18 protein-coding genes, 1 tRNA gene, 1 other RNA gene and 1 riboswitch are annotated in these 23660 nt (G+C 63.8%); of the genes, 13 read left to right on the forward strand and 7 right to left on the reverse strand.

Annotated features, from left to right (window positions below; genetic code table 11):
• Window positions 1-16 precede the first annotated feature (16 nt).
• From CAP2UW1_RS19335 to CAP2UW1_RS19345, 3 genes are all read left to right on the forward strand, one after another.
• Window positions 17-1966 carry an ABC-F family ATP-binding cassette domain-containing protein gene (locus CAP2UW1_RS19335; RefSeq protein ID WP_015768313.1) on the forward strand — a complete coding sequence of 650 codons (1950 nt, stop codon included), beginning with the start codon at window positions 17-19 and terminating at the stop codon, window positions 1964-1966.
• Window positions 1967-2008: 42 nt separating this feature from the next.
• Window positions 2009-2428, forward strand: a complete 420-nt coding sequence (locus CAP2UW1_RS24145) for a bacteriohemerythrin (protein ID WP_015768314.1) — start codon at window positions 2009-2011, stop codon at window positions 2426-2428.
• A gap of 284 nt (window positions 2429-2712) precedes the next feature.
• A complete protein-coding gene (locus CAP2UW1_RS19345; protein WP_041567929.1) occupies window positions 2713-4467 on the forward strand; it encodes a diguanylate cyclase domain-containing protein in 1755 nt (584 codons plus the stop codon).
• Between the two features lie 100 nt (window positions 4468-4567).
• Here CAP2UW1_RS19345 and CAP2UW1_RS19350 read toward each other — a convergent pair whose 3' ends face one another.
• The 3 genes from CAP2UW1_RS19350 to CAP2UW1_RS19360 are packed head-to-tail and all read right to left on the reverse strand — an operon-like array spanning window position 4568 to window position 8218.
• On the reverse strand, window positions 4568-5347 hold the full coding sequence (locus CAP2UW1_RS19350; RefSeq protein WP_015768316.1) for an ABC transporter ATP-binding protein: 780 nt from the start codon (window positions 5345-5347) through the stop codon (window positions 4568-4570).
• 1 nt (window position 5348) lies between these two features.
• On the reverse strand, window positions 5349-6338 hold the full coding sequence (locus tag CAP2UW1_RS19355; protein WP_015768317.1) for a FecCD family ABC transporter permease: 990 nt from the start codon (window positions 6336-6338) through the stop codon (window positions 5349-5351).
• Window positions 6339-6346: 8 nt separating this feature from the next.
• Entirely contained in the window at window positions 6347-8218 is a 1872-nt protein-coding gene (locus CAP2UW1_RS19360) for a TonB-dependent receptor domain-containing protein (RefSeq protein ID WP_015768318.1), read from the reverse strand.
• Between the two features lie 128 nt (window positions 8219-8346).
• Window positions 8347-8551, reverse strand: a riboswitch (cobalamin riboswitch).
• Between the two features lie 156 nt (window positions 8552-8707).
• Between CAP2UW1_RS19360 and CAP2UW1_RS19365 the strand changes: the two genes are divergently transcribed.
• The 8 genes from CAP2UW1_RS19365 to CAP2UW1_RS19395 all read left to right on the forward strand — a co-directional run bounded on the left by CAP2UW1_RS19365 (window position 8708) and on the right by CAP2UW1_RS19395 (window position 15083).
• The gene (locus CAP2UW1_RS19365) at window positions 8708-8908 is read left to right on the forward strand and encodes a hypothetical protein (protein ID WP_015768319.1); all 201 of its coding nucleotides are present in this window, start codon (window positions 8708-8710) and stop codon (window positions 8906-8908) included.
• Window positions 8909-8922: 14 nt separating this feature from the next.
• On the forward strand, window positions 8923-9267 hold the full coding sequence (locus CAP2UW1_RS19370) for a cell division protein ZapA (RefSeq protein WP_015768320.1): 345 nt from the start codon (window positions 8923-8925) through the stop codon (window positions 9265-9267).
• Between the two features lie 33 nt (window positions 9268-9300).
• Window positions 9301-9483, forward strand: a non-coding RNA gene (ssrS, locus tag CAP2UW1_RS26360) — 6S RNA.
• Window positions 9484-9868: 385 nt separating this feature from the next.
• Complete coding sequence (locus CAP2UW1_RS19375) at window positions 9869-10117, forward strand: chaperone NapD (protein WP_015768321.1); 249 nt, start codon at window positions 9869-9871, stop codon at window positions 10115-10117.
• A 1-nt stretch (window position 10118) separates the two neighbouring features.
• Entirely contained in the window at window positions 10119-12644 is a 2526-nt protein-coding gene (gene napA / locus CAP2UW1_RS19380) for a nitrate reductase catalytic subunit NapA (protein ID WP_015768322.1), read from the forward strand.
• A gap of 88 nt (window positions 12645-12732) precedes the next feature.
• The gene (gene napG, locus CAP2UW1_RS19385; RefSeq protein WP_015768323.1) at window positions 12733-13671 is read left to right on the forward strand and encodes a ferredoxin-type protein NapG; all 939 of its coding nucleotides are present in this window, start codon (window positions 12733-12735) and stop codon (window positions 13669-13671) included.
• Window positions 13668-14570 carry a quinol dehydrogenase ferredoxin subunit NapH gene (gene napH, locus CAP2UW1_RS19390; RefSeq protein WP_015768324.1) on the forward strand — a complete coding sequence of 301 codons (903 nt, stop codon included), beginning with the start codon at window positions 13668-13670 and terminating at the stop codon, window positions 14568-14570. The genes napG and napH overlap by 4 nt, the downstream gene beginning before the upstream one ends.
• Before the next feature lie 45 nt (window positions 14571-14615).
• Window positions 14616-15083 carry a nitrate reductase cytochrome c-type subunit gene (locus CAP2UW1_RS19395; protein WP_015768325.1) on the forward strand — a complete coding sequence of 156 codons (468 nt, stop codon included), beginning with the start codon at window positions 14616-14618 and terminating at the stop codon, window positions 15081-15083.
• Between the two features lie 64 nt (window positions 15084-15147).
• Here CAP2UW1_RS19395 and CAP2UW1_RS19400 read toward each other — a convergent pair whose 3' ends face one another.
• The 4 genes from CAP2UW1_RS19400 to rnr all read right to left on the reverse strand — a co-directional run bounded on the left by CAP2UW1_RS19400 (window position 15148) and on the right by rnr (window position 21526).
• Window positions 15148-17982 (reverse strand): AMP-binding protein, encoded by a 2835-nt coding sequence (locus tag CAP2UW1_RS19400; protein ID WP_015768326.1) that lies wholly within the window; start codon window positions 17980-17982, stop codon window positions 15148-15150.
• 63 nt (window positions 17983-18045) lie between these two features.
• On the reverse strand, window positions 18046-18534 hold the full coding sequence (gene napF / locus CAP2UW1_RS19405; RefSeq protein WP_015768327.1) for a ferredoxin-type protein NapF: 489 nt from the start codon (window positions 18532-18534) through the stop codon (window positions 18046-18048).
• Window positions 18535-18561: 27 nt separating this feature from the next.
• Window positions 18562-19233 carry a 5,6-dimethylbenzimidazole synthase gene (gene bluB / locus CAP2UW1_RS19410; protein WP_015768328.1) on the reverse strand — a complete coding sequence of 224 codons (672 nt, stop codon included), beginning with the start codon at window positions 19231-19233 and terminating at the stop codon, window positions 18562-18564.
• Window positions 19234-19354: 121 nt separating this feature from the next.
• Complete coding sequence (gene rnr, locus CAP2UW1_RS19415) at window positions 19355-21526, reverse strand: ribonuclease R (RefSeq protein WP_015768329.1); 2172 nt, start codon at window positions 21524-21526, stop codon at window positions 19355-19357.
• 39 nt (window positions 21527-21565) lie between these two features.
• Between rnr and CAP2UW1_RS19420 the strand changes: the two genes are divergently transcribed.
• Together CAP2UW1_RS19420 and CAP2UW1_RS19430 are read left to right on the forward strand one after the other, a co-directional pair.
• A tRNA-Leu gene (locus tag CAP2UW1_RS19420) sits at window positions 21566-21652 on the forward strand.
• Between the two features lie 447 nt (window positions 21653-22099).
• On the forward strand, window positions 22100-23653 hold the full coding sequence (locus CAP2UW1_RS19430; protein ID WP_015768330.1) for an acyl-CoA carboxylase subunit beta: 1554 nt from the start codon (window positions 22100-22102) through the stop codon (window positions 23651-23653).
• The last annotated feature ends 7 nt before the right edge of the window (window positions 23654-23660 follow it).

Genomic DNA, 23660 nt, shown 5'->3' on the forward strand with positions numbered 1-23660 from the left:
ACTGGAGTTCCCCTGCATGATCACCCTTAACAGCGTCACCCTGCGGCGCGGCGCCAGAGTGTTGCTGGATGGCGCGTCGGTGACGGTCAACCCGGGTGAGAAAGTCGGTCTGGTCGGTCGCAACGGTGCCGGCAAATCCAGCTTGTTCGCGCTGCTCGATGGCAGTCTGCACGAGGACGCGGGAGAATTCTTCCGGCCCGCTCTTTGGCGCCTCGCACAGGTCGCGCAGGAGATGCCGTCCAGCGAATGCAGCGCGACCGAGTTCGTGATCGCAGGCGATACCGCCCTGCTGGCCGCCCAGGACGAACTGCGCCTGGCCGAAGCCAAGGGCGATGGCGAAGCCCTGGCACACGCCTACATGCTCTTGCATGACGCCGGGGCGCACGACGCCCAGGCGCGCGCGCAAGCGCTCATCCTCGGCCTGGGTTTCAAGGCCACCGACCTCGACAATCCGGTCGACAGTTTCTCTGGCGGCTGGCGGATGCGGCTGCAGCTCGCGCGTGCGCTGATGTGTCCGTCCGACCTGTTGCTCCTCGACGAACCGACCAACCACCTCGATCTCGACGCTCTCGTCTGGCTCGAGGCCTGGCTCAAGCGCTATGAAGGCACGATGCTGGTCATCAGTCACGACCGGGAGTTTCTCGATGCCGTCAGCACGGTGACGCTGCAACTCGAGAATGGCAAGCTGACACGCTACGGCGGCAACTACAGCGCTTTCGAAGAGCTGCGCGCCCAACAACTCGAACTGCAGCAGAACGCCTACCTCAAGCAGCAGGACCGGATTGCCCATCTGCAGAGCTTCATCTCCCGCTTCAAGGCCAAGGCAACCAAGGCCAAACAGGCCCAGAGCCGAGTCAAGGCACTCGACAGAATACAGCGACTGGCGCCGATACTGACCAGCGCCGAGTTCAACTTCGAGTTCAAGGCGCCGGCCAGCCTGCCCAACCCGATGCTGGTCATGGAGGATGCCTGCTTCGGCTACCCGCCGGCGAGCGATTCACCCGCCGGCACACCGGCAACAGTGATCGTCCGGCAGGTGAAACGATCGGTGATGGCTGGCCAGCGCATCGGCATCCTGGGCGCCAACGGCCAAGGCAAGTCAACGCTGGTCAAGACCATAGCCCGCGTCCTGGCGTGCACCGGCGGCAGCATCCGTGAAGGGAAAGGACTCAACATCGGCTACTTTGCCCAGCAGGAGCTCGACGTCCTGCGCCCCGGCGACACCCCTCTCGAACACCTGTTGCGACTGGCCAGAGAGAGTGGGGCGACCGGGCAGGGCGACCGCGAACAGGATCTGCGCACCTTCCTGGGCTCGTTCAACTTCAGCGGCGACATGGTCAAGCAGACGGTGGGGACGATGAGCGGCGGCGAGAAGGCGCGTCTCGTACTGTCCATGATCGTCTGGCAACGCCCCAACCTGCTGCTGCTCGACGAGCCGACCAACCACCTGGATCTGGCGACGCGCGAGGCGCTGTCGCTGGCGCTCAACGAATTCGAGGGGACCGTCATCGTGGTCAGTCATGATCGCTCGCTGCTGCGGTCGGTGTGTGACGAGTTCTGGCTGGTCACGCGCGGGGGAGTGCAGGATTTCGCCGGCGATCTCGATGACTACCAGCGTTATCTGCTTGACGAAGCCAGACGCAACCGTGAGAGCCTGCGGGAGTCGGCAAGGAATGCGAAAAAACCAGCCAGCCGCGACGCGGCCCCCGTCAGCGCGGGAAAGAAGACATCGGGGAACCTCAAGGCACTCGCGCGCGACCAACAACGGATAGAGCAGAGCCTCCTCGTGCTGCAGGCCGAGCAGCGTTCTCTCGAAGCCCGCCTGGCCATCTCATTATCGCCACAGGATCTGGCGGTGATTGGCCGGCGCCTCAAGGAACTTGCTGACGAAATGACGACATTGGAAAACCAGTGGCTCACGCTTTCCGATCAGATCGACATGGCAACGCGCCCGATCCCTTCATGAGCGGCTGGCGTGACCCTTACTGAAACGCATGGAGCAGGTTAGATGAAATTTGAGCTGGCGGAGTGGTCATCGAAGATCGAAGTGGGTTTGCCGGAGATCGATGCGCAACATCGGCAGTTGTTCGAGCTTGCCGCCACCTTCGCGGGCGACGGCGAACAGATCCGGGTGCTGAAGTCCCTGGCGATGCTCACCGAGTACGTCAAGGTGCATCTTCGCGAGGAAGAGGAAATGATGGCCGCGTGCCGCTACCCCGGCCTGGAGGCACATAAGCGCCTGCACGCCGAGTTCCGTCGAATGCTCTTCGACCTGCTCGAGAACGCCAAGCAGATGACGCTCGACGAGATTGCCGAGGCGGTCAAGTTTCTGATCAACGGCTGGTTTTACAATCATATCCTGATCGCCGACTTCGCCTATGTGCCGAGTGTCAGGGCAGCTTCTGACCTGCCGCGGCAACCGGACTGAGCCGGAACAGTCCCTGCCTGCCCACTGATCGGGGATACGATCCCGCCTGGGCGAGCGGGTCTCGCCACCAGCCCCCTGATGACGGCCGGGAGCCAATGGCGGCCGGCCTTGCGGCGTGACATTAGTCACCGCGGCGTGATGCCGACGGCGATAGCATTTGCGTGACCGGGTCCCTCGTCAGACCTGCTGTCTGACTGCCGATTCGACTGACGGGAGTTCAGCCAAGCGCCGCGTGCTCACCCTCCCCCGCACGCCTTCCACCGACCCGCTCCGGGCGAAAGCCAATGAAGTTGCTTCAATTTCTTTCACTGCGGCAGATGCTGACCGTGCCGTACGTGGTCCTGGTTCTGTTCTTGGCCGCAGCCATCGGCGGACTGTCCTATTCGGCAGGCCGCGTGGCTGTCGATACGCTGTCGAACCAGTTGCTCTCGGAGATGGTATACCGTATCGCTCAGGCGGCCGAGCGGCATGTGTTCGGGGCCAGCGCCGTTCTCGAAACTGCCTTTCCCAGTGGCGTGGCCGCGCCTGAGCACATCGGGGCCGACCTGGACAATCTGCGTACGCGCTTCTGGCTGGCCACCTCGGTGCATCGGGATCCGAATCACTATGCCTACTATGGCGATCGGAACGGCGAGTTCTTCGGCCTCTGGCGACATTCGGAGACGGAAGCCGAACTGCGCCTGCGGACCAGCGGCAAGGGCCCGCGAAGGATCTATCGCTTTAGCGGAATCGCTGGCGAGTTGCGCGAGCCGGTAAGCGAAACCCGCGTCTTCGAACCACGTGAGCGGCCTTGGTTCAAGTCCGGACAGAGTTCAGCCCTGCACACCTGGACCTCGGTCTATATTGATTTCAAGACCGAGGAGCTCGTCGCCACGCGTGCGCGCCGGGTCAACAACGCGCTGGGTGAGTTCCAGGGCGTCGTGGCTACCGATCTGTCGCTGCAACAGGTCAACCAGTTCCTGCGCTCGCTGAAACTGACCGCCAACGGCATCGCCTACGTGGTCGAACCGGACGGCAACCTGATCGGCACGTCGCGCGGCCCGCACTTGCGCAAGGACGCCGCCGGCGGCAACGCCCGACTCAACGCGGAGGCCAGTGCGGATCCGCTGGTGGTAGACAGCTACCGCGAGATCCGCAAGCTGCTGCCTGATTCCGCGGCTGCCACCCATCCCCGTACGGCCGTTTTCGCCACCGCCGACGACCAACCGGTGGAAGCGGCCTACGCCCGCCTTCAGGATGCCGCCGGACTGGACTGGACGATCGTCATCGCTGTCCCGCGCAGCGACTTCCTTGGCGGTGTCACGCAGAGCTACCAGCGCAACGTCGGACTCGCCCTGCTGGCATCGTTGATGACCGTGGTGATCGGCCTGATGGTCCTGTCGGTGGTCGCCGGCGACCTCAAACGGCTGGCGACCGCCGCGCGCAACGTCGGCGACGGCGACTTCAACGCGACACTGGACGTCACTCGGCGTGACGAAATCGGTGATCTCGCCAAGAGCTTCCGGGCGATGCAAAGCAAACTGCTGAGCGACCGACTGACCGGTCTGGCCAACCGCGAGGCCTTCCTGCGCCGGGTCGACGACCGCCTCGTCCAGCAGCACGCCGTCGCCGACCCCCGCCCTTTCGCCATCCTCTTCATCGACCTCAACGATTTCAAGCATATCAACGACAGTTTCGGCCACGATGTCGGCGACAAGGTGCTGCAGGAAACAGCGCAGCGCATGCTCGGCGGCTTGCGCAGTCGAGACATGGTGGCGCGTTACGCCGGCGACGAGTTTGTCGTCATGCTGGATGCCGTGCACAATCGCCAGGACGCCGAGAGCGCGCGCAGCAAACTCGAGCACCTGCTGGAGACACCGCTGCTGTCGCTGGCACCGACGGCGACGGGGGCAAGAGCCGGCGCCGCGGTCGGCCTGGCGATCTACCCGGACGATGGGCAAGACGTGGAATCCCTGCTTCAGTGCTCGGACGCCGACATGTACCGACGCAAACAGGCCAGGCAGACGGCCCGCAGGAAGGCGTCCGGCTCCCTCGGCTGAACGCACGTCGGCGGGCCGGCCACGGCGCGCAACCGTCGCCCCGCTGGCAGCATCAGGCGTCACCCCGGCGATTGTCGACAGGCCAGCGGACCAGCAGTCCCTACGCCGGCATGAACCAGCGCTGCCGCCCGTCACCGATTTCGCGCAGAGGATAGCCGTAAAGACGGCTCAGCGAATCGCTGGTAATGACCTCGTCAGAAGCGCCCTGCTGCGTCGTCCCGTCGCCGAAAAGCAGCAAGGCGCGCGAACAGAACCTGGCCGCCAGGCCGGGCTCGTGCAGGACCATCACGCAGGCTGTCTGCCCGTCGCGGGTCAGCTCGGCCAGCAGTTCGAGAGTCGCAATCTGGTGATTGAGATCGAGGTGCGCCAGGGGTTCGTCGAGCAGGTAGAGGCGCGGCGCCTGGGTCAGCAAGCTGGCGATCGACAGCCGCTGCCGCTCGCCGCCGGACAGCGTGTGCACGTCGCGCTGCGCGAGATCGCCGAGACCGACGGCGGCTAGCGCCTGCCGGGCGATGCGCGCGTCGGTCGCGGACTCCCATTCCCAACGTGCGAGGTGCGGGTGACGCCCGACCAGCGCCGTTTCGAGTACCGTCGACGAGAAAGCCTCGCTTCGGCTTTGCGGCAACCAACCGCGCATGCGCGCGCTCGCCCGAGCGCCGAGCCTCGCGTAGGTCTCGCCAGCGAGCAGCACCTCACCGGCTTGCGGCTCGCGCAAGCCCGCCAGCACCGACAGCAGGGTCGACTTTCCAGCGCCGTTGCGGCCGAGAATGGCCAAGCACTCGCCGGCCCTTACGGTGAGAGCGAGGTCGCGGCAAAAGGTGTGTTCGGCAATACCGACGCGTAGACCATGGGTTGTCAGCAGGGGCGCGGGGCGAGTCATCTCAGTGCCGGCCGGGTGTCGCACGGGAAAGCAGGAAGAGAAAAGCCGGCACGCCAATCAGCGCCGTGAGCACGCCAACCGGCAGTTGTTGCGGAGCAAGCATCGTCCGCGCCAGGGTGTCGGCGATCACCAGCAGGCTGCCGCCGGCGAGCACCGAGGCAGGAAGCAGCAAGCGCTGATCGTTGCCGATGGTCAGGCGAACGAGGTGCGGTACGATCAGGCCAATGAAGCCGATCGCGCCCGCCTGCGTCACCGCCGCGGCGGTCGCCAGCGAAGCGACAAGGTATACGCCGCGGCGCAAGGGGCGAACGGCGACGCCGAGCGCCTGAGCGACGTCGGCGCCGCGCGCCAGAAGATTCAGTTCGCGCGCAAAAGGCAGCGCGATCAGCAGGATCGCGGCGAGCACGATCAGGGTCAGTGCCGGGTCGCTGGTTTGCGACAGATCACCCATCAACCAGAAGAGCATGCCGCGCAGGCGATCGTCGGGAGCGACAGCCAGCATCAGCGTGACGACGGCACCGCAGCCGGCGGCGACGATGACGCCGGTCAGCAACAAGCGCGACTGCGTCCAGCCGCCGTCGCCATGCGCCAGGCCAAACACCAGGAACATGGCGCCGAGCGCGCCGCCAAGAGCCAGGCCGTTGACGCCCACCACCCCGAATCCCAGAATGATCGCCAGCAGGGCGCCGATGCCGGCGCCGCCCGAAATACCCAGGACGTAAGGGTCGGCCAATGGGTTACGCAACAGGACCTGGAGGAGCGCGCCGGCAAGCGCCAGCAAGCCACCGCAGGCGAACCCGGTCAGGGCTCGCGGCAGACGCAGATTGCGCACCACATCGGCAGCAATGCTGCCGCCGGGATCGACAAGCGTCGACAGGACCTCTGCCGGGCTGATCGGAATGCTGCCCACCATCAATGCCAGGATGATGCTCAACTGCGACAGCCCGGTGAGGGCAGCGAGAATCAGCACGGCACGGCGACGGGTGGGCATGCCGTATCCTACTTCGGCGCGTAGCGAATACCGACAAAAACGTTCGCTCCCGCTGCCGCGTAGTTGTCGGCCGTCTCGTAATACTTGTCGAAGATGTTGTTGGCGCGCGCAAAGAATGTCCAGTCACGCTGCAGACGATAGTCCGCATAGAGGTTGATCAGACCGTAGCCCCCGAGGCGGTCGCGGTTGGCCGGGTCGTCGTAGCGATTGCCCACGAGTTGCCACTCGCCACGCAATTCCCAGTTACCGAACGTTCGCGTGAGGTAGCTGCTCATCTGCTGCTCGGCGCGACGCGCCAGGCGATTGCCGTTGTTTGGCCCATTCTCCTCGTTGCGCGGATCCAGAAAGTCGATGGCGACCCCCAACCCCCAGCCCGACAAACGCCCATCGTAGGTGAGCGTCGCGCCCCGCAACAAGGCCTTACTGACATTCACCGGCGCAAAAGTCGGTGGCCGGAATTCGATCAGGTCGGTGAGATCATTGTTGTAGAAGACGGCCCCAAAGCGATGGCTGGCGTGTTCCCAGTTGACGCCCACCTCGGCGTTCTTCGCTCTCTCCGGCTTCAGATCCGGGTTACCACCCGCGAAAAGGAAACTGGCGGGGAAGTACAGTTCGTTGAATGTCGGGGCGCGGAACGCCGTTCCGTAGGAGACGTGCGCACGCCACTCCGGCGTAAACTGGTAACCGTACGACGCAGAACCGGTGGTTTCACCACCGAACTGTGAGTTGTCGTCACGTCGCAGGTTGAACTGCAGGCGGTGCTGGTCGATGCGGCCGTTCCAGCCAGCCAGCAAGGAACGAATGGTCCGCTCGCTGACCGCATAGTCGGTCGTACCGGACACCTTCTGTTGGGTGTACTCGGCCGCCAGCAGCGCTTCGCCGACCGGCAACTTGATGTCATTCTGCCAGGACGCCTGATCCATGTCGGTGCGGAAGGAGGCACTTCTGACAGCGCCGGCATAGTCCCTGGCATCGTCCGTGCTGCGCCCGACACGCAGCGTGCTGGTCCACGTCGCATTCACGCGGTTGCGCGAACAAAGCGAGTAGGAACTGACGGTCTGGTCGCTGTTGTAGTTCGGCGCCGCACCGAGAGGGCCAAAGTCATTCGCGTCGTACTGGTTGGTACCCTGGCTGGCCAGCAGGTTCGCACCGATTTCCTGGTCCTTGGCCGGGCGAACGGCGAAGCTGGCACTCAAGTTCCTGTTGTAATAGCCATCGCGATCGGGGTTGTAATTGCTGTCCTGCTTGTTGTGAACCGTGCTGAAACCGCGTGTGTCGATGTAGCCGGCCTGCACGCTGTAGGAAACGAGATCCGTACCGCCCGACACGCCGACCGTGCTGTCGCTCGTCTGGTAGGAGCCATAGCCGGTGCTGGCGTTCACACGCGGCGGCCCCTCGCCGCGCCGGGTGAAGATCTGGATCACGCCGCCGATGGCATCGGCACCGTAGAGCGACGACGCCGGGCCGCGCAGGATTTCGATGCGCTCGATCTGGTCGAGCGGGATGCGCGAGAGCGCTGGGCTGCCGGTGGTCGCCGAGCCGACTCGTTGACCATCGATCAGCAGGATCGACTGATTGTTCGCCGCCCCACGAATGAAGACGCCGCTATTGCTCCCCGCACCGCCGTTCGCGATGTATTGAATTCCCGGTTGCCTTGCCAGCAGTTGTGCGAGCGAGGTTTCGCCGGCCTGCTCGATCTCCTCGCGCGTGATGACCGACACGTCACTCATCAACTCGTTGCTGCGTGTTGGCTGGCGAGTCGCGGTGACGACAATGGGATCAAGGGGCAGGTCAGCGGAGCTTGCCGCGGTCGACAAGAATACGGCGACAAGAGTGAGCAGTTTCGCGGCAGAATGTGCGCGCGCCTGGCTTGGATGCATGATGGGTTTCTCCCTGTTGCCGACGAGCGTCCCCGCAGGTCGGCGAGCAAAAATACGGAACTGCACAGGGATACCATCAACAGGCGCGAGCGCGCCGAGCGTTGCGTGTCCGCATCCCCGCGGCACCTCCGTCCATGTGTGCGAAGGCCGGTATCCGGGCTTGCAAGTCTTGACATGTCGCCTTCCCAGGCTTTCGCCCAGTGGCCTATCGACACGCCCACACTCGCTTACCGTTGCGGGGACAGCACAGGCATGATGTTGCATGAACACGCACCTGTTTCCCGTTTAACCGCTGCAGCAAAGCTGCATTGCGGCACCTTGCACGATCTCTCCCGCGACCCGAGGTCCGCGGAAGCGCGGAGTATAACCTCGCTTCGGACCAGACGCCTACGTGATTACGAGACAAAGCGCCGGTGCCGGCACAAACCACCTTGAGAACCGCCTCTTACGCCTTGACCGAACAAGCTTTTTGACTCTATAGTCTGGCCCATGCTTGATGAACTCAATGCGCTCGAGAGCCGGATCACCGAGGTCGTGTCACTTTGCCAGACGTTGCGCGCGGAGAATGACGGACTCCGCGAACGTCTCGCTGCCGCCGAAACCGACAAGAACCGCCTCACCGAGCGCATGGGAGCCGCTTTCGCCCGGCTGGAAGCGCTTGCCCTGCAACTGCCAGAGGCCAAGGCCTGAAGAATCCGCATCTGATGCCCAACGAAGCCAGCTTTCTCGACATCACCCTGCTCGGCAAGGAATACCGTGTTGCCTGCCCACCCGAGGAGCGCGCGGCCTTGCTCAACGCCGCCGCCTACGTCGATGGCAAGATGCGCGACATCGCCGAGAAGACCAGAAGCAATCTATCCGAGCGGATCGCCGTCATGGCCGCCCTGAATATTGCCCACGAGCACCTTCACCGGAATCAGGAAAGCCCCGAGCAGCATCAGAAAATTGAATCTGAAATAGGGCTGGACATCGACGACGTTCGGCGTAGAATTTCTTTCATGGAGGCGGAACTTGTGGCGGTGCTGAAGCCGCAGCAAACCGGGGAGTGACTGGAACGTAAAGTTCCTCCCAGCCTTCGAGAGAGTTCCCTGCGGTGTTTGTTAAGGTCATAGATTCCTTGGACCAATGCTTATTGGCATCGGTCGCCGACCATCGAAACTGCTGTTGTGTGTGCCCCACATGTCGGGCATACCTGATGCGGGAGGAAAGTGACCCAACTGAATCCAGGTTCAGGATGCCGGCCTGACGGCACTCGCGGGGACAAGGAAAAGGGAAGACGCGGAACTTCGGTTCCGCGTTTTTTTTTCGCTATCGTCGGCGTGCCCAGTCATCTGGCCCGCGGCTTCCTGCAGGGAATGCCCGCAGGCTTCCCGGCACCAATCACTGCGCTGACGGCGACCGCTCGCTGCGTGAGCGTCCCCTTCCGGCAGCCCTGACCGGGCCGGTGCATGGCCCCTGCGCCCGCCCGCCGCCAACCGCGGATCGTCGCCCGGCGAATCCCGCTCTCATATTTTTTCCGCTTGATTTGTATCAAGAAAAAGCTTCTGCGAGAGGCTTAGAGTGTCCGTCTGACGCAGGACTGTAACGGTCCGTGCCGGACGGTACCGGCACAGCAACCGGCCGACCTGTGCACAGGAGCGTCGCGAATTCATGAATATCTCCAGCGTACTGGTCAATGCCCGGCCCGAAGCGATTACCCGGGTCAAGGCAAGTCTCTGCGCGCTCGGTGGCGTCGAGGTGCATGTGGCAACCGAATCCGGGCAAATGATCGTGACCATCGAGGCCGACTCGACTCAAGCAGTGACCAAGCTTTTTGCGCAGATCAATGAGCAGCCGGGCGTGCTCTCGGCGTCCATGGTCTACCACCAGTTCGAACCCGATCCTGATGAGGAAGCATGAGATGAAATTGACTTTGACACGTCGTGACTTTATCAAGAGCCATGCGGTGGCTGCCGCCGCCAGTGTCGCCGGCATCAGCCTTCCCGGCTTTGCACAGGCGGCACCGGGAAAGGATGACGGCGTGCGTTGGGACAAGGGCGCCTGCCGTTACTGCGGCACCGGCTGCGGCGTCCTGGTGGGAACGAAGGATGGACGCATCGTAGCCACCCAGGGCGACCCCGACGCCCCGGTCAACAAGGGACTGAACTGCATCAAGGGCTATTTCCTGTCCAAGATTCAGTACGGCAAGGATCGCCTGACGACGCCGCTGCTGCGCATGAAGGATGGCAAGTTCGATAAGAACGGCGAGTTCACCCCGGTTTCCTGGGACCAGGCTTTCGACATCATGGCCGACAAGTGCAAGGCTGCACTCAAGAAGGGTGGTCCGCGCAACATCGCCATGTTCGGTTCCGGGCAGTGGACCATCTGGGAAGGATATGCCGCCGCGAAACTGATGAAGGCCGGTCTGCTGACCAACAACCTTGATCCGAACGCGCGCCACTGCATGGCGTCAGCGGTCGCCGGATTCATGCGCACCTTCGGCATCGACGAACCGATGGGCTGCTACGACGACATCGAGCACGCCGATGCCTTCGTGCTGTGGGGTTCGAACATGGCGGAAATGCATCCGATCCTATGGTCACGCGTCACCGATCGGCGACTCACCGGCAAGGACGTCAAGATCCACGTGCTGTCCACCTTCAGCCACCGCTCGACCGAACTCTCCGACAACGAACTGATCTTCAAGCCGCAGAGTGACTTGGCCATCCTCAACTACATCTGCAATTACATCATCCAGAACAACGCGGTGAATCAGGAATTCGTCGCTCGCAACGTCAACTTCAAGAAGGGCGTTACCGACATCGGTTACGGCCTGCGCGCAAATCATCCACTCGAGAAGGTGGCGATGAACAACGGCTACCCCGGCGAAGACGGCAAGCCAAAAGGCAATCCCGCCGCCGCGAGCCCGATGAGCTTGGACGAGTTCAAGACGTTTGTTGCCGAATACACACTCGACAAGACGCACGCGATCTCGGGGGTACCCAAAGACAAGCTGGAGGCGCTGGCGCAGGCTTACGCCAATCCCAAGACCCGAGTCACTTCCTTCTGGACCATGGGTTTCAACCAGCACACGCGCGGCACCTGGGTCAATAACATGATCTACAACGTGCATCTTCTGGTCGGCAAGATTTCCGAACCCGGCAACAGCCCGTTCTCGCTGACGGGTCAGCCATCCGCCTGCGGTACCGCTCGCGAAGTCGGCACCTTCTCGCACCGCTTGCCGGCCGACATGGTGGTGACCAATCCAAAACATCGGGAAGCCAGCGAGAAACTCTGGAAACTGCCACCCGGCACGATCCCGGACTGGATCGGCGCGCACGCAGTCGCGCAAAGCCGCCTGCTCAAGGACGGCAAGATCAACTTCTACTGGACGACGACAACCAACAACATGCAGGCCGGGCCGAACGTCAACGACGAAATCTTTCCTGGCTGGCGCAATCCTGACAACTTTATCGTCGTATCCGACGCCTACCCGACCGTCTCGGCAATGTCGGCCGATCTGGTTCTGCCGGCCGCGATGTGGATGGAAAAGGAAGGAGCGTTCGGCAACGCCGAGCGGCGCACGCAATTCTGGCGTCAACAGGTCAAGGCGCCTGGTCAGGCGAGATCGGACCTGTGGCAGTACATCGAGTTCTCGAAGCGCTTCAAGACCGACGAAGTGTGGCCGGCGGCGCTGCTGGACAAGAATCCGGAGTACAAGGGCAAGACACTGTACGACGTGCTCTACGCCAATGGCCAGGTCAACAAGTTCCCGCTCAGCCAGACCTACAAGGGTTTCGACAACGACGAATCGAAGGCGGTCGGCTTCTATCTGCAAAAGGGACTGTTCGAGGAGTACGCGGCTTTCGGTCGCGGCCACGCCCATGATCTGGCCGAGTTTGACACCTACCACAAGGCGCGCGGCTTGCGCTGGCCGGTGGTCGACGGCAAGGAAACGCTGTGGCGCTTCCGCGAAGGCTACGACCCCTACGTCAAGAAGGGTGAGGGGGTCAGATTCTATGGCCACCCGGACGGCAAGGCGGTGATCTTCGCCCTGCCCTACCAACCGGCCGCCGAAATGCCCGACAAGGACTACGATCTGTGGCTATGCACTGGACGTGTGCTCGAACACTGGCATACCGGCTCAATGACCCGACGCGTCCCCGAACTGTACAAGGCGATGCCTGACTCCTGGATGTACATGCATCCTGATGACGCGAAGAAGCGTGGACTGCAGCGTGGCGATGTCGCCAAGGTGGCCAGCCGGCGCGGCGAGATTCAGTTGCGTGTCGAAACACGCGGGCGCAACAAGCCACCGGTCGGGCTCGTTTTCGTGCCCTTCTTTGACGAACATCGCCTGGTCAACAAACTGACGCTTGACGCCACCTGCCCGATCTCGAAGGAAACCGACTTCAAGAAATGCGCGTGCAAGGTGATCAAGGCCTGATCGACCCGCCCAGAACAATCAGGGAGTGCCTAGGCGGGCAGCGCATCGCCCGCCCCGGGCTGACCACCTGCTTCGGCCACCTCACGCGATGCCCACGCCAGGAACCACCGCCAGCCAGGCGACGCCCCGCGCCCTGAAAGGCCCGGCACGGCGTCAGTTCGTTCTCGATTCCGCCCGCCTGCTTTGCGGCGTCGGATTACTTGGCCTGGGGCTGGCGGCCTACACCAAGCAGGCGAAGGCCCGGCCGCCGTTGGCGATTCGCCCACCCGGGGCAGGCGCCGAAGGCGATTTCCTCGGCGCCTGCATCCGCTGCGGCATGTGCGTGCGCGACTGCCCTTACAGTATTCTGGATCTGGCCCGACCGGAATCGCCGGTCGCCACGGGCACACCCTACTTTACGGCACGCAGCGGACCCTGCGAGATGTGCGAGGACATTCCCTGCATCAAGGCCTGCCCGACCGGCGCCCTCGACCATGCCCTGACCGACATCAACCAATCTCGGATGGGCCTCGCCGTATTGTCGGATCAGGAAACCTGCCTGAACTTCCTCGGTATGCGTTGCGACGTGTGTTACCGCGTCTGCCCGGTGATCGACAAGGCGATCACACTCGATCTACGCCCGAACACCCGCACCGGCCGCCACACGATGTTCATTCCGACGGTGCACTCCGAGCATTGCACCGGCTGCGGCAAGTGCGAGAACGCTTGCGTCACCGACGAGGCATCGATCCGGGTACTGCCGGCAAAACTGGCCAAGGGCGCGCTCGGCGAGCACTACCGCCTCGGTTGGGAAGAGAAGACCAAGGCTGGCGGGCACTCGCTGGTCGAAGACCAGGGCCTCGTGGATCTACCGGACCGCCTGCCCGAGGGAGTCAAACTGGAAGGACACTTCGATCCAGGTAGCAGCCCGCCGCTGCCCAGCCTGCCACCCGGGTTGGGTGGCGAACCAACCGCACAGGGCGACAGCGCGTTACGCAAACCGGGGACTGAGCAGGGCAAGCGCCTGTCCAGCAAGGACGCGCGATGAACAACAAGCGTATCGGCGCCGAAGCAGTTGCCGCCAAGGGGTGGCTGGCTGCGCACAGGTGGTTGCTGGCACGCCGGGCCAGTCAGTTGTCGCTCCTCGCCTTATTTCTCCTGGGGCCGCTCGCCGGCTTGTGGATCGTCAAGGGCAACCTTGCGTACAGCCTGACGCTCGAGACGCTGCCCCTGAGCGATCCGTATGTCGTCCTGCAGGCGCTCGTTGCCGGACATGTGCCCGCGAGGCTCGGACTGATCGGCGCCCTGATCGTTACCGTCTTCTACTTTCTCGTTGGCGGTCGCGCTTACTGTGCGTGGGTCTGCCCGGTCAATCTGGTCACCGACTTCGCCGGCTGGCTACGGTTGCGGCTTGGCATCAAAGGGAGCGCGCATGTCTCGCGCAGCAGTCGCTACGCGATACTGGCGATGACGCTGCTGCTGGCAGGGCTGAGCGGTACGATTGCCTGGGAACTGGTCAATCCGGTGTCGATGCTGCATCGTGGCCTGCTCTTCGGACTGGGGGCCGCGTCGGCAGTCGTACTGGCCGTCTTCGCCTTCGACCTGTTCGTGATGAGCCGCGGCTGGTGCGGGCATCTCTGCCCGGTCGGCGCCTTCTACAGCGTCCTCGGCAAATGGAGCCCGCTGCGCATCTCGGCGTCGAAACGCGCTGCCTGCAATGATTGCATGGATTGCTTCGAGGTCTGCCCCGAACCTCAAGTCATTCGCCCGGCGCTCAAGGGCGCCGGCAAGGGGATCGGCCCGGTCATTCTCGCCGCCAACTGCACCAACTGTGGGCGCTGTATCGATGTTTGTTCCAAGGACGTTTTCACTTTCGACCTGCGCTACAAGAATCCGCCCGACAACGGTGCGCAGATCACCCGGCACGCTGCGACTCGCGGCAACTGAAGTACTCGAGAATCATCATCCTTTGACGTGGAGGGAGCGCCAATCATGCACAAGTCACTGAAATTCACCGTCGCCATCGTGGCGAGTTGCCTGGCGTCACTGGCCCTTGCCGCCGACGGCGCCAACTCCATGCGCGGCAGCGACGTCGCCGCGCCTGACCAGGCACCCGAGGTCAAGACCTATTCCGGCAAGCGCCCGGGGACGGAGGCGCCGGTGGCACGCACTTTCAGCACCCAGCCACCCGTGATCCCGCATGCCGTCGAGAACTTCGACGAGATCAACCTGGAAGGCAACCAGTGCCTCGATTGCCACTCGGCCGCAACCTACCAGAAGAAGAAGGCGCCGAAGATCGGTGACAGCCATTTCCTCGACCGCGAAGGCAAGAAGCACGCCGAAGCCACAGGCGGACGCTACAACTGTGTTCAGTGTCACGTCCCGCAGGTCGATGCGCCACCCCTGGTCGACAACACCTTCAAGGGCGACGCGGTCAAGAAACCGGTCAGGAAGAACTGAAGCACGCTGGCCGCCGCCGCGGGCAAGACTTGCCGTCCTGCCTGGCGCGGCGCCGACCGCGCACCTAACGTTCGAGATCGTGCTCGCCACAGAGCCGCAGCATCTCCTGGCGCGTAGCATCGCGTAGCCGGACCGCGGCACCCCAGTCGTCACCGCTCGGGACGAGCCGTTGTCCAATGTGGAGCGACAACTGCCCGTGCCTCGGCATCCACGTCCGATCGCGGAGAATGGCGCGGGTCCCCTGCAGAGCGCCGACCAGTACCGGCACATGCGCCCGCACGGCGCTCACGAACGCCCCCATCCGGAAGGGTTTGAGGCCTGCCTCTCGCGAGAAAGTACCCTCGGGGAAGATCACAAGGTTCTGGCCTCGCCCCAGCGCCGCGACGATCTCGCCCACGTCCTCCGCGCTTTTCGACGCCTCGAAGCGCTCGACGAACAGGGTGCCGAGGGCACGCAGAAAAGTGTGGACCACCGGCTGTCCGACGAACTCGCGCTTGGCGACAAAGCTGTAGGCCCACGTCGGTGGCAGGCTCGCACAGAGAGCCAGCGCATCAAGATAGCTGCAGTGGTTGGCCAGCAGCAGGTGTGGCGATGACGGGAGCTTCGCCGTCGCCGTACGCGGTACCGGCATAGCCGCCAGAAACAGGAAGATGCGCGCCGCGCGATGAACCACGCGGCGGCCGATTGGCGGCGCGCGCAAAGCGATAACCAGCCCGATCACCGGTATGGCGAGCAGCGTGAACACCGTCCAGCACCAGGCACCGTAGGCACCCCGGGCGACGCGTAGTACCGATTCGGCCAAGCGGGCGCGTAGCGCCGCGACCGCCAGGCGCAGCAACTGCAGGCGTACCGGCGCGCGGCCAGCGCCGATCAGGCCATGCTCGAAGGCGTCGCGCGAGGCACTGCGACGAATCTTGCCACTGGACGTCTTGAGTACCGAATTGGGCGGCGCCAGGACCACCTCGTCGGCCGGCATGCCGACCGCTGCGACAGCCGCTTCGTTGATCTTCTGCCGGAGAATCTCGCGCCGATCCGCGTCCTCTTCGCGCGTTTCGGCCATCACCACCAGGCGTTCGGTCGCATTGACCGGATCGTTGCTGGCAAATACGGCAACGCAGCCCCGACGCACGCCCGGGATGCTGCCCACCGCCTGCTCGAGCTCGTAGGGATAAAGGTTGCGCCCGCCGCGAATGATCAGATCCTTGACCCTGCCGGTCAGATAGATCTCACCGTCGACGGTATAGGCGAAATCACCCGAATCGAGCCAGCCGTCACGAAACAGGGCTTGCGTCGCCACCGGATTGCGATAGTAGCCGGCCGTCGCTGACGGCCCGCGAAACTGCAGGCGCCCGACGTAGCGGTCCGGCAACTCGCCGTTCTGCTCGTCGACAACGCGGATTTCATGCCCCGGCAGGACACGCCCACAGGCTGGCACGCACAGCGCATCAGTGTCGCCACTGTCGGCCGACCGAGCGTGCTTTCTGCCGACCAAGGCTGCACGCTGGACCCGGTCGACGCGCGGGCCACGCCCGAGCGGCGGAAAAGCCAGACCGACCGAGCACTCCGCCAGACCGTAGACCGGGGTGAGCGCCTCGGGGTGCAGGCCGTAGGGCGCGAAGCGCTCCGCGAAGGCCTGAAGTGTCAAGGGACTCACTGGTTCGGCACCGTTCAGCGCCAGCCGCCACGAGGAAAGGTCGAGCCCCTGCAGGTCGGCGTCGGCGAGCTTTCGCGCGCACAGGTCGTAGGCGAAGTTCGGCGCCGGGGAGAGGGTGCCACGATGATGGGAGATGGCACGCAGCCAGCGCACCGGCCGGGAGAGAAAGGCCAGCGGCGACATCAACACCAGCCGCATACCGAAATAGAGCGACCCGAACCACGCGCCAATCAGTCCCATGTCGTGATAAAGGGGGAGCCAGGAAACGAAGACGTCGTCGCTGGTCACCGCTACCGCCTCGCCCATCGCGCGCAGGTTGGCCAGCAGATTGGCGTGAGTCAGGACAACGCCTTTGGGCTCGCCGGTACTGCCCGACGTGTATTGCAGGAAGGCGATGTCTGCCGGTGCAGCCCGGTAAAGCAGGCCGATCGGTTCGCTGTCGAGTTCTGCCGGGGTGAGGACTTCTGTGAGGCTGGGAGCCTCCGCACGCAGCAGCGCGGCCACCCCTTTCGCCTGCGGCACGGTGATGATGAACGCGGCTTCCGCGTTGGCCAGGATACGCGCGTGCCGTCGCAGGTGGTCCTCGAGCTGAGCGAGCCGGGCCGGCGGATAGATCGGCACCGGAATGCCGCCGGCGAGCATCACGCCGAAAAAGCTGGTCAGGTAGTCGCGCCCGGTGGGCAGCATCAGCGCGACGGCTTGCCGTGGCAGCAAACCACGCGTCACCAGAGAGGTGGCGACACGGCGCGACTGCTCCAGCAGTTCGGCGTAGGAAATCGCTTCCGCCCGGAAGGAGCCCTGTTCGCTCCCGCCATCGCCGTAAAGCAGGACGTGCGTCCGTTGTGGATTGCGTTCAGCGTGCCACTCGAGAACCTCGACCAGCGTCGCTGCCTGGGCAGGAACGCTGGTCAGACCGCTGGCTGTCGCGAGTTCGACGAGTTCGCCCGAGAAAGCCTCGACACCCGCACTGGCCACGAATCGCAGCAAGTCCTGCGGCGTCTCGGCCTCGGCCAGTGCGGCGTCCGGCAGCGACCGGCCAAACTCGCTGCCAACCCGCAACAGCAGTTCGACCCGCGCCAGACTGTCCAGGCCCAGGTCGCGTTCGAGGTGGCTGGTCAGACTCACGCGCCCGGCCCGCCCTGGACGAGTTTCCTCGACCATCGCCGTAACCACACGCAGCAGCCTTGTCGATATCTCGGGCGACCGCTCGTCAAACCGAGCCTCGCGCGCCTCTCCGCTCGTCATGGTCACCTCCTGGTGATTGGTTCGCGTACCGCGGCGCCTCGCCCCGAGGCGCAGGAGATCGTCTCAAGCAACACGGATGGCACGCGTCGGACAGGGCGCGACACACGCACCACAGCCTGTACAACGGGAAGTGTCGACAACTGGCGCAGCAATGCCGCCAGGTCGTGCCAGGAAGGCGATGGCGCCGGCGGCGCACTGGTCAGCGCAGATCCGGCACTCGACCTGCCGCTGCGCCAGACAGGGCGCAGTGATGCTGGCGCGCACCCGCCAGGCGGACTGCTCATCCACCCTGTGCAGGGCACCGCTGGCACAGGCGCTGACGCAGGCGGCGCAGAACGTGCATTCGCCGGCGCCAAAATCAAGTACCGGATAGCCGCCGCCATCGCTGTCACCGACAATGATTCTTGTCGGGCAGGCCGTTCGACAATCGCCGCAGCGCGTACAAGCCTGCAGGAAAACCGCTTCGGCGAGCGCCCACGGCGGCCGCAGGGGCGCCGTTCGCGGCGAGAAGCGGCCACGCAGGAAATTGCGTCGGCTGACCAGCGCGGTCACTGGTCGCTCTCCCACAGCACCGATTCGTCAGTAGGCTGTGGGCGTCGCACCGGCACCGGCCTTCCACCGATCCTCGAAGAGCACCTCGTGCATCGGCAGGCGACTACCCCAGCCCTGTGTCTCGAGGACCGGTGCCGATGGAAACTCGGCTACCGGTCCGAGGCACAATATGGCGATCGCCCGGCTTCCCGTTGGCATTGCCAGCAATTCGCCGACCGCATCGGGATCGAAAAAGGAGACCCAGCCCAGGCCGATTCCCTCGGCGCGTGCCAGCAGCCACATGTTCTGGATCGCGCAGGCGGTCGACGCGAGGTCCATTTCGGGCAAGGTGCGCCGACCGAAGATGTGCGCTTCGCGGCCCGGCATGAGCGCGACGACGAGGACCTCGGCCGCCTCGCGAATGCCATCGATCTTCAGCTTGAGAAAATCGGCGGCGCGTGTCGGCAGACTGGCGGCAGTCGCCACCCTCTCGGCATCGACGATGCGCCACAGAGCCTCGCGCGTGTCGCCACTGGCGATACGCACGAAACGCCACGGCTGCATGTAGCCCACCGAGGGCCCGAGATGGGCCGCGTCCAGCAGGCGGCCGAGCAGGCCATCGGGCAGCTTCCCGGCAACGAAGTGCCGGATATCGCGTCGCTCGCGGATGACCCGCTCGATCACGGCAATATCCGCCGACGAATAACGATGATCACTCATGATGTAGTCCGCGCTCTCCAGCAATTCCAGGGGGTGAATCCTCAAGGGCGAAGCTTACCAGACCGGCCAGACCGGCTGCGCGGCGCGCGGTGACCACGGCCGATGGTCGCCGCCGCCCCGCTCACGCCGCGTCGGCGAGTACGAAGTCGATGCGCCCGGTCTCGAGATCCGCCCGGACGAGCTTGACGCTCAGGCGATCGCCCAAGCGAAAACGCTTGCCGGTCCGCTCACCAAGCATCTGGTGCTTGACGCTATCGTATTGAAAATAGTCCTCGCCAAGTTCCGAGACATGTACCAGACCTTCGACGTAGACTTCGTCGAGCGCGACGAAGGCGCCAAACGGCACCACCGCGGCAATGGTGCCGGCAAACGTTTCGCCGATCCGGTCGCGCATGTAGTAACACTTGAGCCAGTTGCTGACGTCGCGCGTCGCTTCGTCGGCACGCCGCTCGGTCATCGAGCAGTGCAAGCCGATCTCCTCCCAGTTGCCCGGCGCGTATCGCCCCGCTGCCAGCAGCGCCTTGATCGAGCGATGCACCAGCAGGTCGGGATAGCGCCGGATGGGCGATGTGAAATGCGTGTAGTGCTCGTACGACAGACCAAAGTGACCCACATTGTCGGGGCTGTACATCGCCTGGCGCAGCGAGCGCAGCATCACCGTCTGCAGCAACTGCGCATCCGGACGGGTCTTGATACTGTCCAACAAGCTGGCATAGTCCCTGGCGGTCGGGTCGTCGCCACCGCCGAGGCTGATGCCGAACTCCCTGAGAAAATCGCGCAAGGCCTGGAGTTTCTCGGGTGTCGGCCCCTCATGGATCCGGTACAGACACGGCTGCCGATTCGCCTGCAGAAAGGCCGAAGCACACACATTGGCGGCCAGCATGCACTCCTCGATCAAGCGGTGCGCATCGTTACGGTGGGTGGGAACGATCCTTTCGATCTTGCCCTGGTCATTGAAGACCATCATCGTCTCGATCGTCTCGAAGTCGATCGCGCCGCGCTTGCCGCGCGCCTCACCGAGAACCTGAAACAAGCCATACAGCGCTTGCAGGCGTGGCTGCAGGGCGCGTTCCCGGTCGCTTTCCGGCTGTGCAGATCCCGATAGCCACTGCCATACCTGGTCATAGGTCAGGCGCGCCTGCGAGCGGAAGACCGCCGGATAGAACCGGTAGTCCACAATCTCGCCGCCCGCATCGATGTTCATGTCGCAAACCATGGCCAGGCGATCGACGTCGGGATTCAACGAACACAGGCCGTTGGAGAGTTTCTCCGGCAACATCGGAATCACCCGGCGCGGAAAATACACCGAGTTGCCGCGTTGAAGTCCTTCACGATCGAGCGCCATCCCCGGTCGCACATAGTGACTGACGTCGGCAATCGCCACCACCAGTCGCCAGCCACGCCCCGTCTTTTCGGCGAAGACCGCGTCGTCGAAATCCCTTGCCGTCTCGCCGTCGATGGTGACGAGCGGCAGCGCACGCAGATCGGTGCGGCCTTCCGACTCCGAACTCGTCAGACCGTCGGGCAGCGCTGCGGCTTCAGCAAGGGCTGCGCTCGAGAACTCGAATGGCAACTCGTGCTTGCGCAGCGCGATTTCAATCTCCATGCCAGGGTCGGCGTAGGCGCCGAGCACTTCGACGATTCGACCGATGGGTTTCGCATGCCGGTCTGGCTGCTCGATGATCTCGACCGTCACGACCTCCCCCGACCGGACAAGACTCGTGCCACCAGGCGCAACCAGAATGTCCTGGTTGATACGCCGGTTTTCGGGAACGACCAAGGTAATGCCGTGCTCGACCAGCACGCGCCCGACGATCCTGCTATTCGCCCGTTCGAGGACTTCGACGATTACCCCCTCGCGGCGGCCACGGCGGTCCACACCGACGACGCGTACGAGCGCGCGATCGCGATGCAGGACCTTCGACATCTGCCGAGCCTCGAGAAACAGATCCTCACCACCATCATCGGGAATCAGGAAGCCATAGCCATCGGGATGTCCCTCGACGCGCCCGGCGATCAGACTGGCGCGCTCGGGCAGGATGTAAGAGCCCTTGCGGTTGCGCAGCAGTTGTGCCTCACGTTCCATCGCCCGCAGGCGACGCTGGAACGTATCGACTTCGGCACCCTCGATGTCAAGCAGCGCGCACAGCGCTTCGAAACCCACCGGCTTGCCCTGCTCCGCCAGGATCTGCAACAGGTATTCGCGCGAGGGTAGCGGGTGTTCGTATCTCTTCATTTCGCGCTCGAGCCACGGATCGCTGCGCCGGATCGCCGACAGTTTCTTTATTGACATTTACTCGTGTTCCTATAGAATCCGGCCTTCGCTGGAAATGCCCAGGTGGCGAAATTGGTAGACGCGCTAGGTTCAGGTCCTAGTGGTGGCAACACCGTGGAGGTTCGATTCCTCTCTTGGGCACCAGATCAAGACAAGCCCTGATTAATCAGGGCTTTTTTTTGCCCCGGCCATTTGCTCGGTAGCAAGAGGGCGCTGGCCGGAGGTCCGGCGGGGCGACACTCAGCCAGGCTGCATTGTACGCCCTCAGGCGCCGTCCTTCGCGACGATCGAGCACGCGGCCACCTCGCCACACGGTTGCCACCCCACGCCGCTCTTGTCGCGCCACGGCCGGTCGCCACCGCGGCCGGCCGACGTGTCTTGCACGTCTTGCCCCTGTGGTGCGAGCGAATCGCCGCCCGTCAGCCGCTTCGCCAGACGCCGGCAGGCCGGCTGCGAGCTGCGCAGAAAATTTCGCCTGACACTAGCCAACACATTCGAAAATATGGATACTACGCTGCCGGAAGGTCGCCAGCAGTCCGCTGCCGCGAGAATGAGAATTAGTTCAAACTTAGCCACGTGTTAGGAATCCAGATGACGATACGACCGGAGTTGATCGAAAAGCTGCGCGCGAAGCGTGCAAAACTGACTGAAAACGTCAGTCCCGAGAAGTTGGAAGCGCTACACGCCAAGGGCCTCCTGTCGGCTCGCGAGCGGCTCGACACGCTGTTCGAGGAGGGCACTTTCCAGGAACTCGGCCTCTATGCGGCGCACAACGCCACTGCCTTCGGCATGGCTGGGCGCGTGCTCCCCGCCGACGGGGTGATCGCGGGCAACGGCTACGTCGGCAGCACGCAGGTGGCGGCATTCAGCCAGGACTTCAGCGTCGTCGCCGGTACGCTGGGCAAGATGCAAGCCCGGAAAATCACCCGCATCATGCGTCATGCGCTGAAGATCGGCGTGCCGGTGGTAGCGTTCAAGGATTCGGGCGGTGCGCGTATTCAGGAGGGTGTCGATGCGCTTTCCGGCTACGGCGACGTCTTCTACGCCAATGTCCTGCTCTCCGGCGTTGTCCCGCAAATCGCGGTGATCTGTGGTCCCTGCGCTGGCGGTGCCGCCTACTCGCCGGCGCTGATGGACTTCGTGATCATGACGCGCAACAACGCGCACATGTTCCTTACCGGCCCCGAGGTGATCAAGGCGGTGACCGGTCGGGCGACGACGATGGCGGAGGTCGGCGGCGCCGAGATGCATTCGACGATCAGCGGCAATGCCCACTTCGTCGCCGAAGACGACCAGCACGCGATCGCCCTGGTCAAGCAACTGCTGTCTTATCTGCCGGCCAACAACACCGAGGATCCGCCGCACAATCTCGCCGTGCCGATCGAGGAAATGGAAGACCCGGCGATCAACGACTGCATTCCTGACAGCCCGTCAGAGCCGCTTGACATGTATTCCGTAATTCGCCGGGTGGTGGACCATGGCGAGCTCCTCGAAGTACATGCCGGCTTTGCCCGCAACGTGATCGTCGGCTTCGCCCGCATCAGCGGCGTCGTCGTCGGCATCGTCGCCAACCAGCCGATGGTGATGGCGGGCGCGCTCGACCTCAATGCGGCCGACAAGGTGGCCCGCTTCGTCCGGACCTGCAACATCTTCAACGTCCCGGTGGTGACCCTGGTCGATGTCCCGGGCTTCCTGCCCGGCGTCGAGCAGGAACGCGGCGGCATCATCCGCCACGGCGCCAAAATGCTCTCGGCTTACGGTTCGTGCACCGCACCGAAGATCACCGTAATCCTGCGCAAGGCTTACGGTGGCTCGTATCTCGCCATGTGCAGCCAGGAAATGGGCGCCGATATGGTTTACGCCTGGCCAACGGCCGAAATCGCCGTCATGGGCGCCGAGGCCGCCGTCAAGATCCTCTATCGCAAAGAACTTGAACAGGCCGATGATCGTCAGGCCAGGGCGGCGGAACTGGCGCAGGAATATCGTGACGAGTTCGCCTCGCCTTACGTGTCGGCCAGCAATTTCTACATCACCGATGTCATCGAACCGCAGGATACGCGCTGGATGGTTGCCCTCGCCCTGCGCAAGACTCTCGACAAGCGCGAACTCAGGCCGGCGAAGAAGCACGGCAACATTCCCATGTAATCGGCAA

The organism is Candidatus Accumulibacter phosphatis (assembly GCF_000024165.1).
GTDB lineage: Bacteria > Pseudomonadota > Gammaproteobacteria > Burkholderiales > Rhodocyclaceae > Accumulibacter > Accumulibacter phosphatis.

Bases quoted from the DNA above. Each gene is read 5' to 3' on its own strand.
- CAP2UW1_RS19335 (WP_015768313.1), top strand. From the start codon at position 17: ATGATCACCCTTAACAGCGTCACCCTGCGGCGCGGCGCCAGAGTGTTG.
- CAP2UW1_RS24145 (WP_015768314.1), top strand. From the start codon at position 2,009: ATGAAATTTGAGCTGGCGGAGTGGTCATCGAAGATCGAAGTGGGTTTG.
- CAP2UW1_RS19345 (WP_041567929.1), top strand. From the start codon at position 2,713: ATGAAGTTGCTTCAATTTCTTTCACTGCGGCAGATGCTGACCGTGCCG.
- CAP2UW1_RS19350 (WP_015768316.1), bottom strand. From the start codon at position 5,347: ATGACTCGCCCCGCGCCCCTGCTGACAACCCATGGTCTACGCGTCGGT.
- CAP2UW1_RS19355 (WP_015768317.1), bottom strand. From the start codon at position 6,338: ATGCCCACCCGTCGCCGTGCCGTGCTGATTCTCGCTGCCCTCACCGGG.
- CAP2UW1_RS19360 (WP_015768318.1), bottom strand. From the start codon at position 8,218: ATGCATCCAAGCCAGGCGCGCGCACATTCTGCCGCGAAACTGCTCACT.
- CAP2UW1_RS19365 (WP_015768319.1), top strand. From the start codon at position 8,708: ATGCTTGATGAACTCAATGCGCTCGAGAGCCGGATCACCGAGGTCGTG.
- CAP2UW1_RS19370 (WP_015768320.1), top strand. From the start codon at position 8,923: ATGCCCAACGAAGCCAGCTTTCTCGACATCACCCTGCTCGGCAAGGAA.
- CAP2UW1_RS19375 (WP_015768321.1), top strand. From the start codon at position 9,869: ATGAATATCTCCAGCGTACTGGTCAATGCCCGGCCCGAAGCGATTACC.
- napA (WP_015768322.1), top strand. From the start codon at position 10,119: ATGAAATTGACTTTGACACGTCGTGACTTTATCAAGAGCCATGCGGTG.
- napG (WP_015768323.1), top strand. From the start codon at position 12,733: ATGCCCACGCCAGGAACCACCGCCAGCCAGGCGACGCCCCGCGCCCTG.
- napH (WP_015768324.1), top strand. From the start codon at position 13,668: ATGAACAACAAGCGTATCGGCGCCGAAGCAGTTGCCGCCAAGGGGTGG.
- CAP2UW1_RS19395 (WP_015768325.1), top strand. From the start codon at position 14,616: ATGCACAAGTCACTGAAATTCACCGTCGCCATCGTGGCGAGTTGCCTG.
- CAP2UW1_RS19400 (WP_015768326.1), bottom strand. From the start codon at position 17,982: ATGACGAGCGGAGAGGCGCGCGAGGCTCGGTTTGACGAGCGGTCGCCC.
- bluB (WP_015768328.1), bottom strand. From the start codon at position 19,233: ATGAGTGATCATCGTTATTCGTCGGCGGATATTGCCGTGATCGAGCGG.
- rnr (WP_015768329.1), bottom strand. From the start codon at position 21,526: ATGTCAATAAAGAAACTGTCGGCGATCCGGCGCAGCGATCCGTGGCTC.
- CAP2UW1_RS19430 (WP_015768330.1), top strand. From the start codon at position 22,100: ATGACGATACGACCGGAGTTGATCGAAAAGCTGCGCGCGAAGCGTGCA.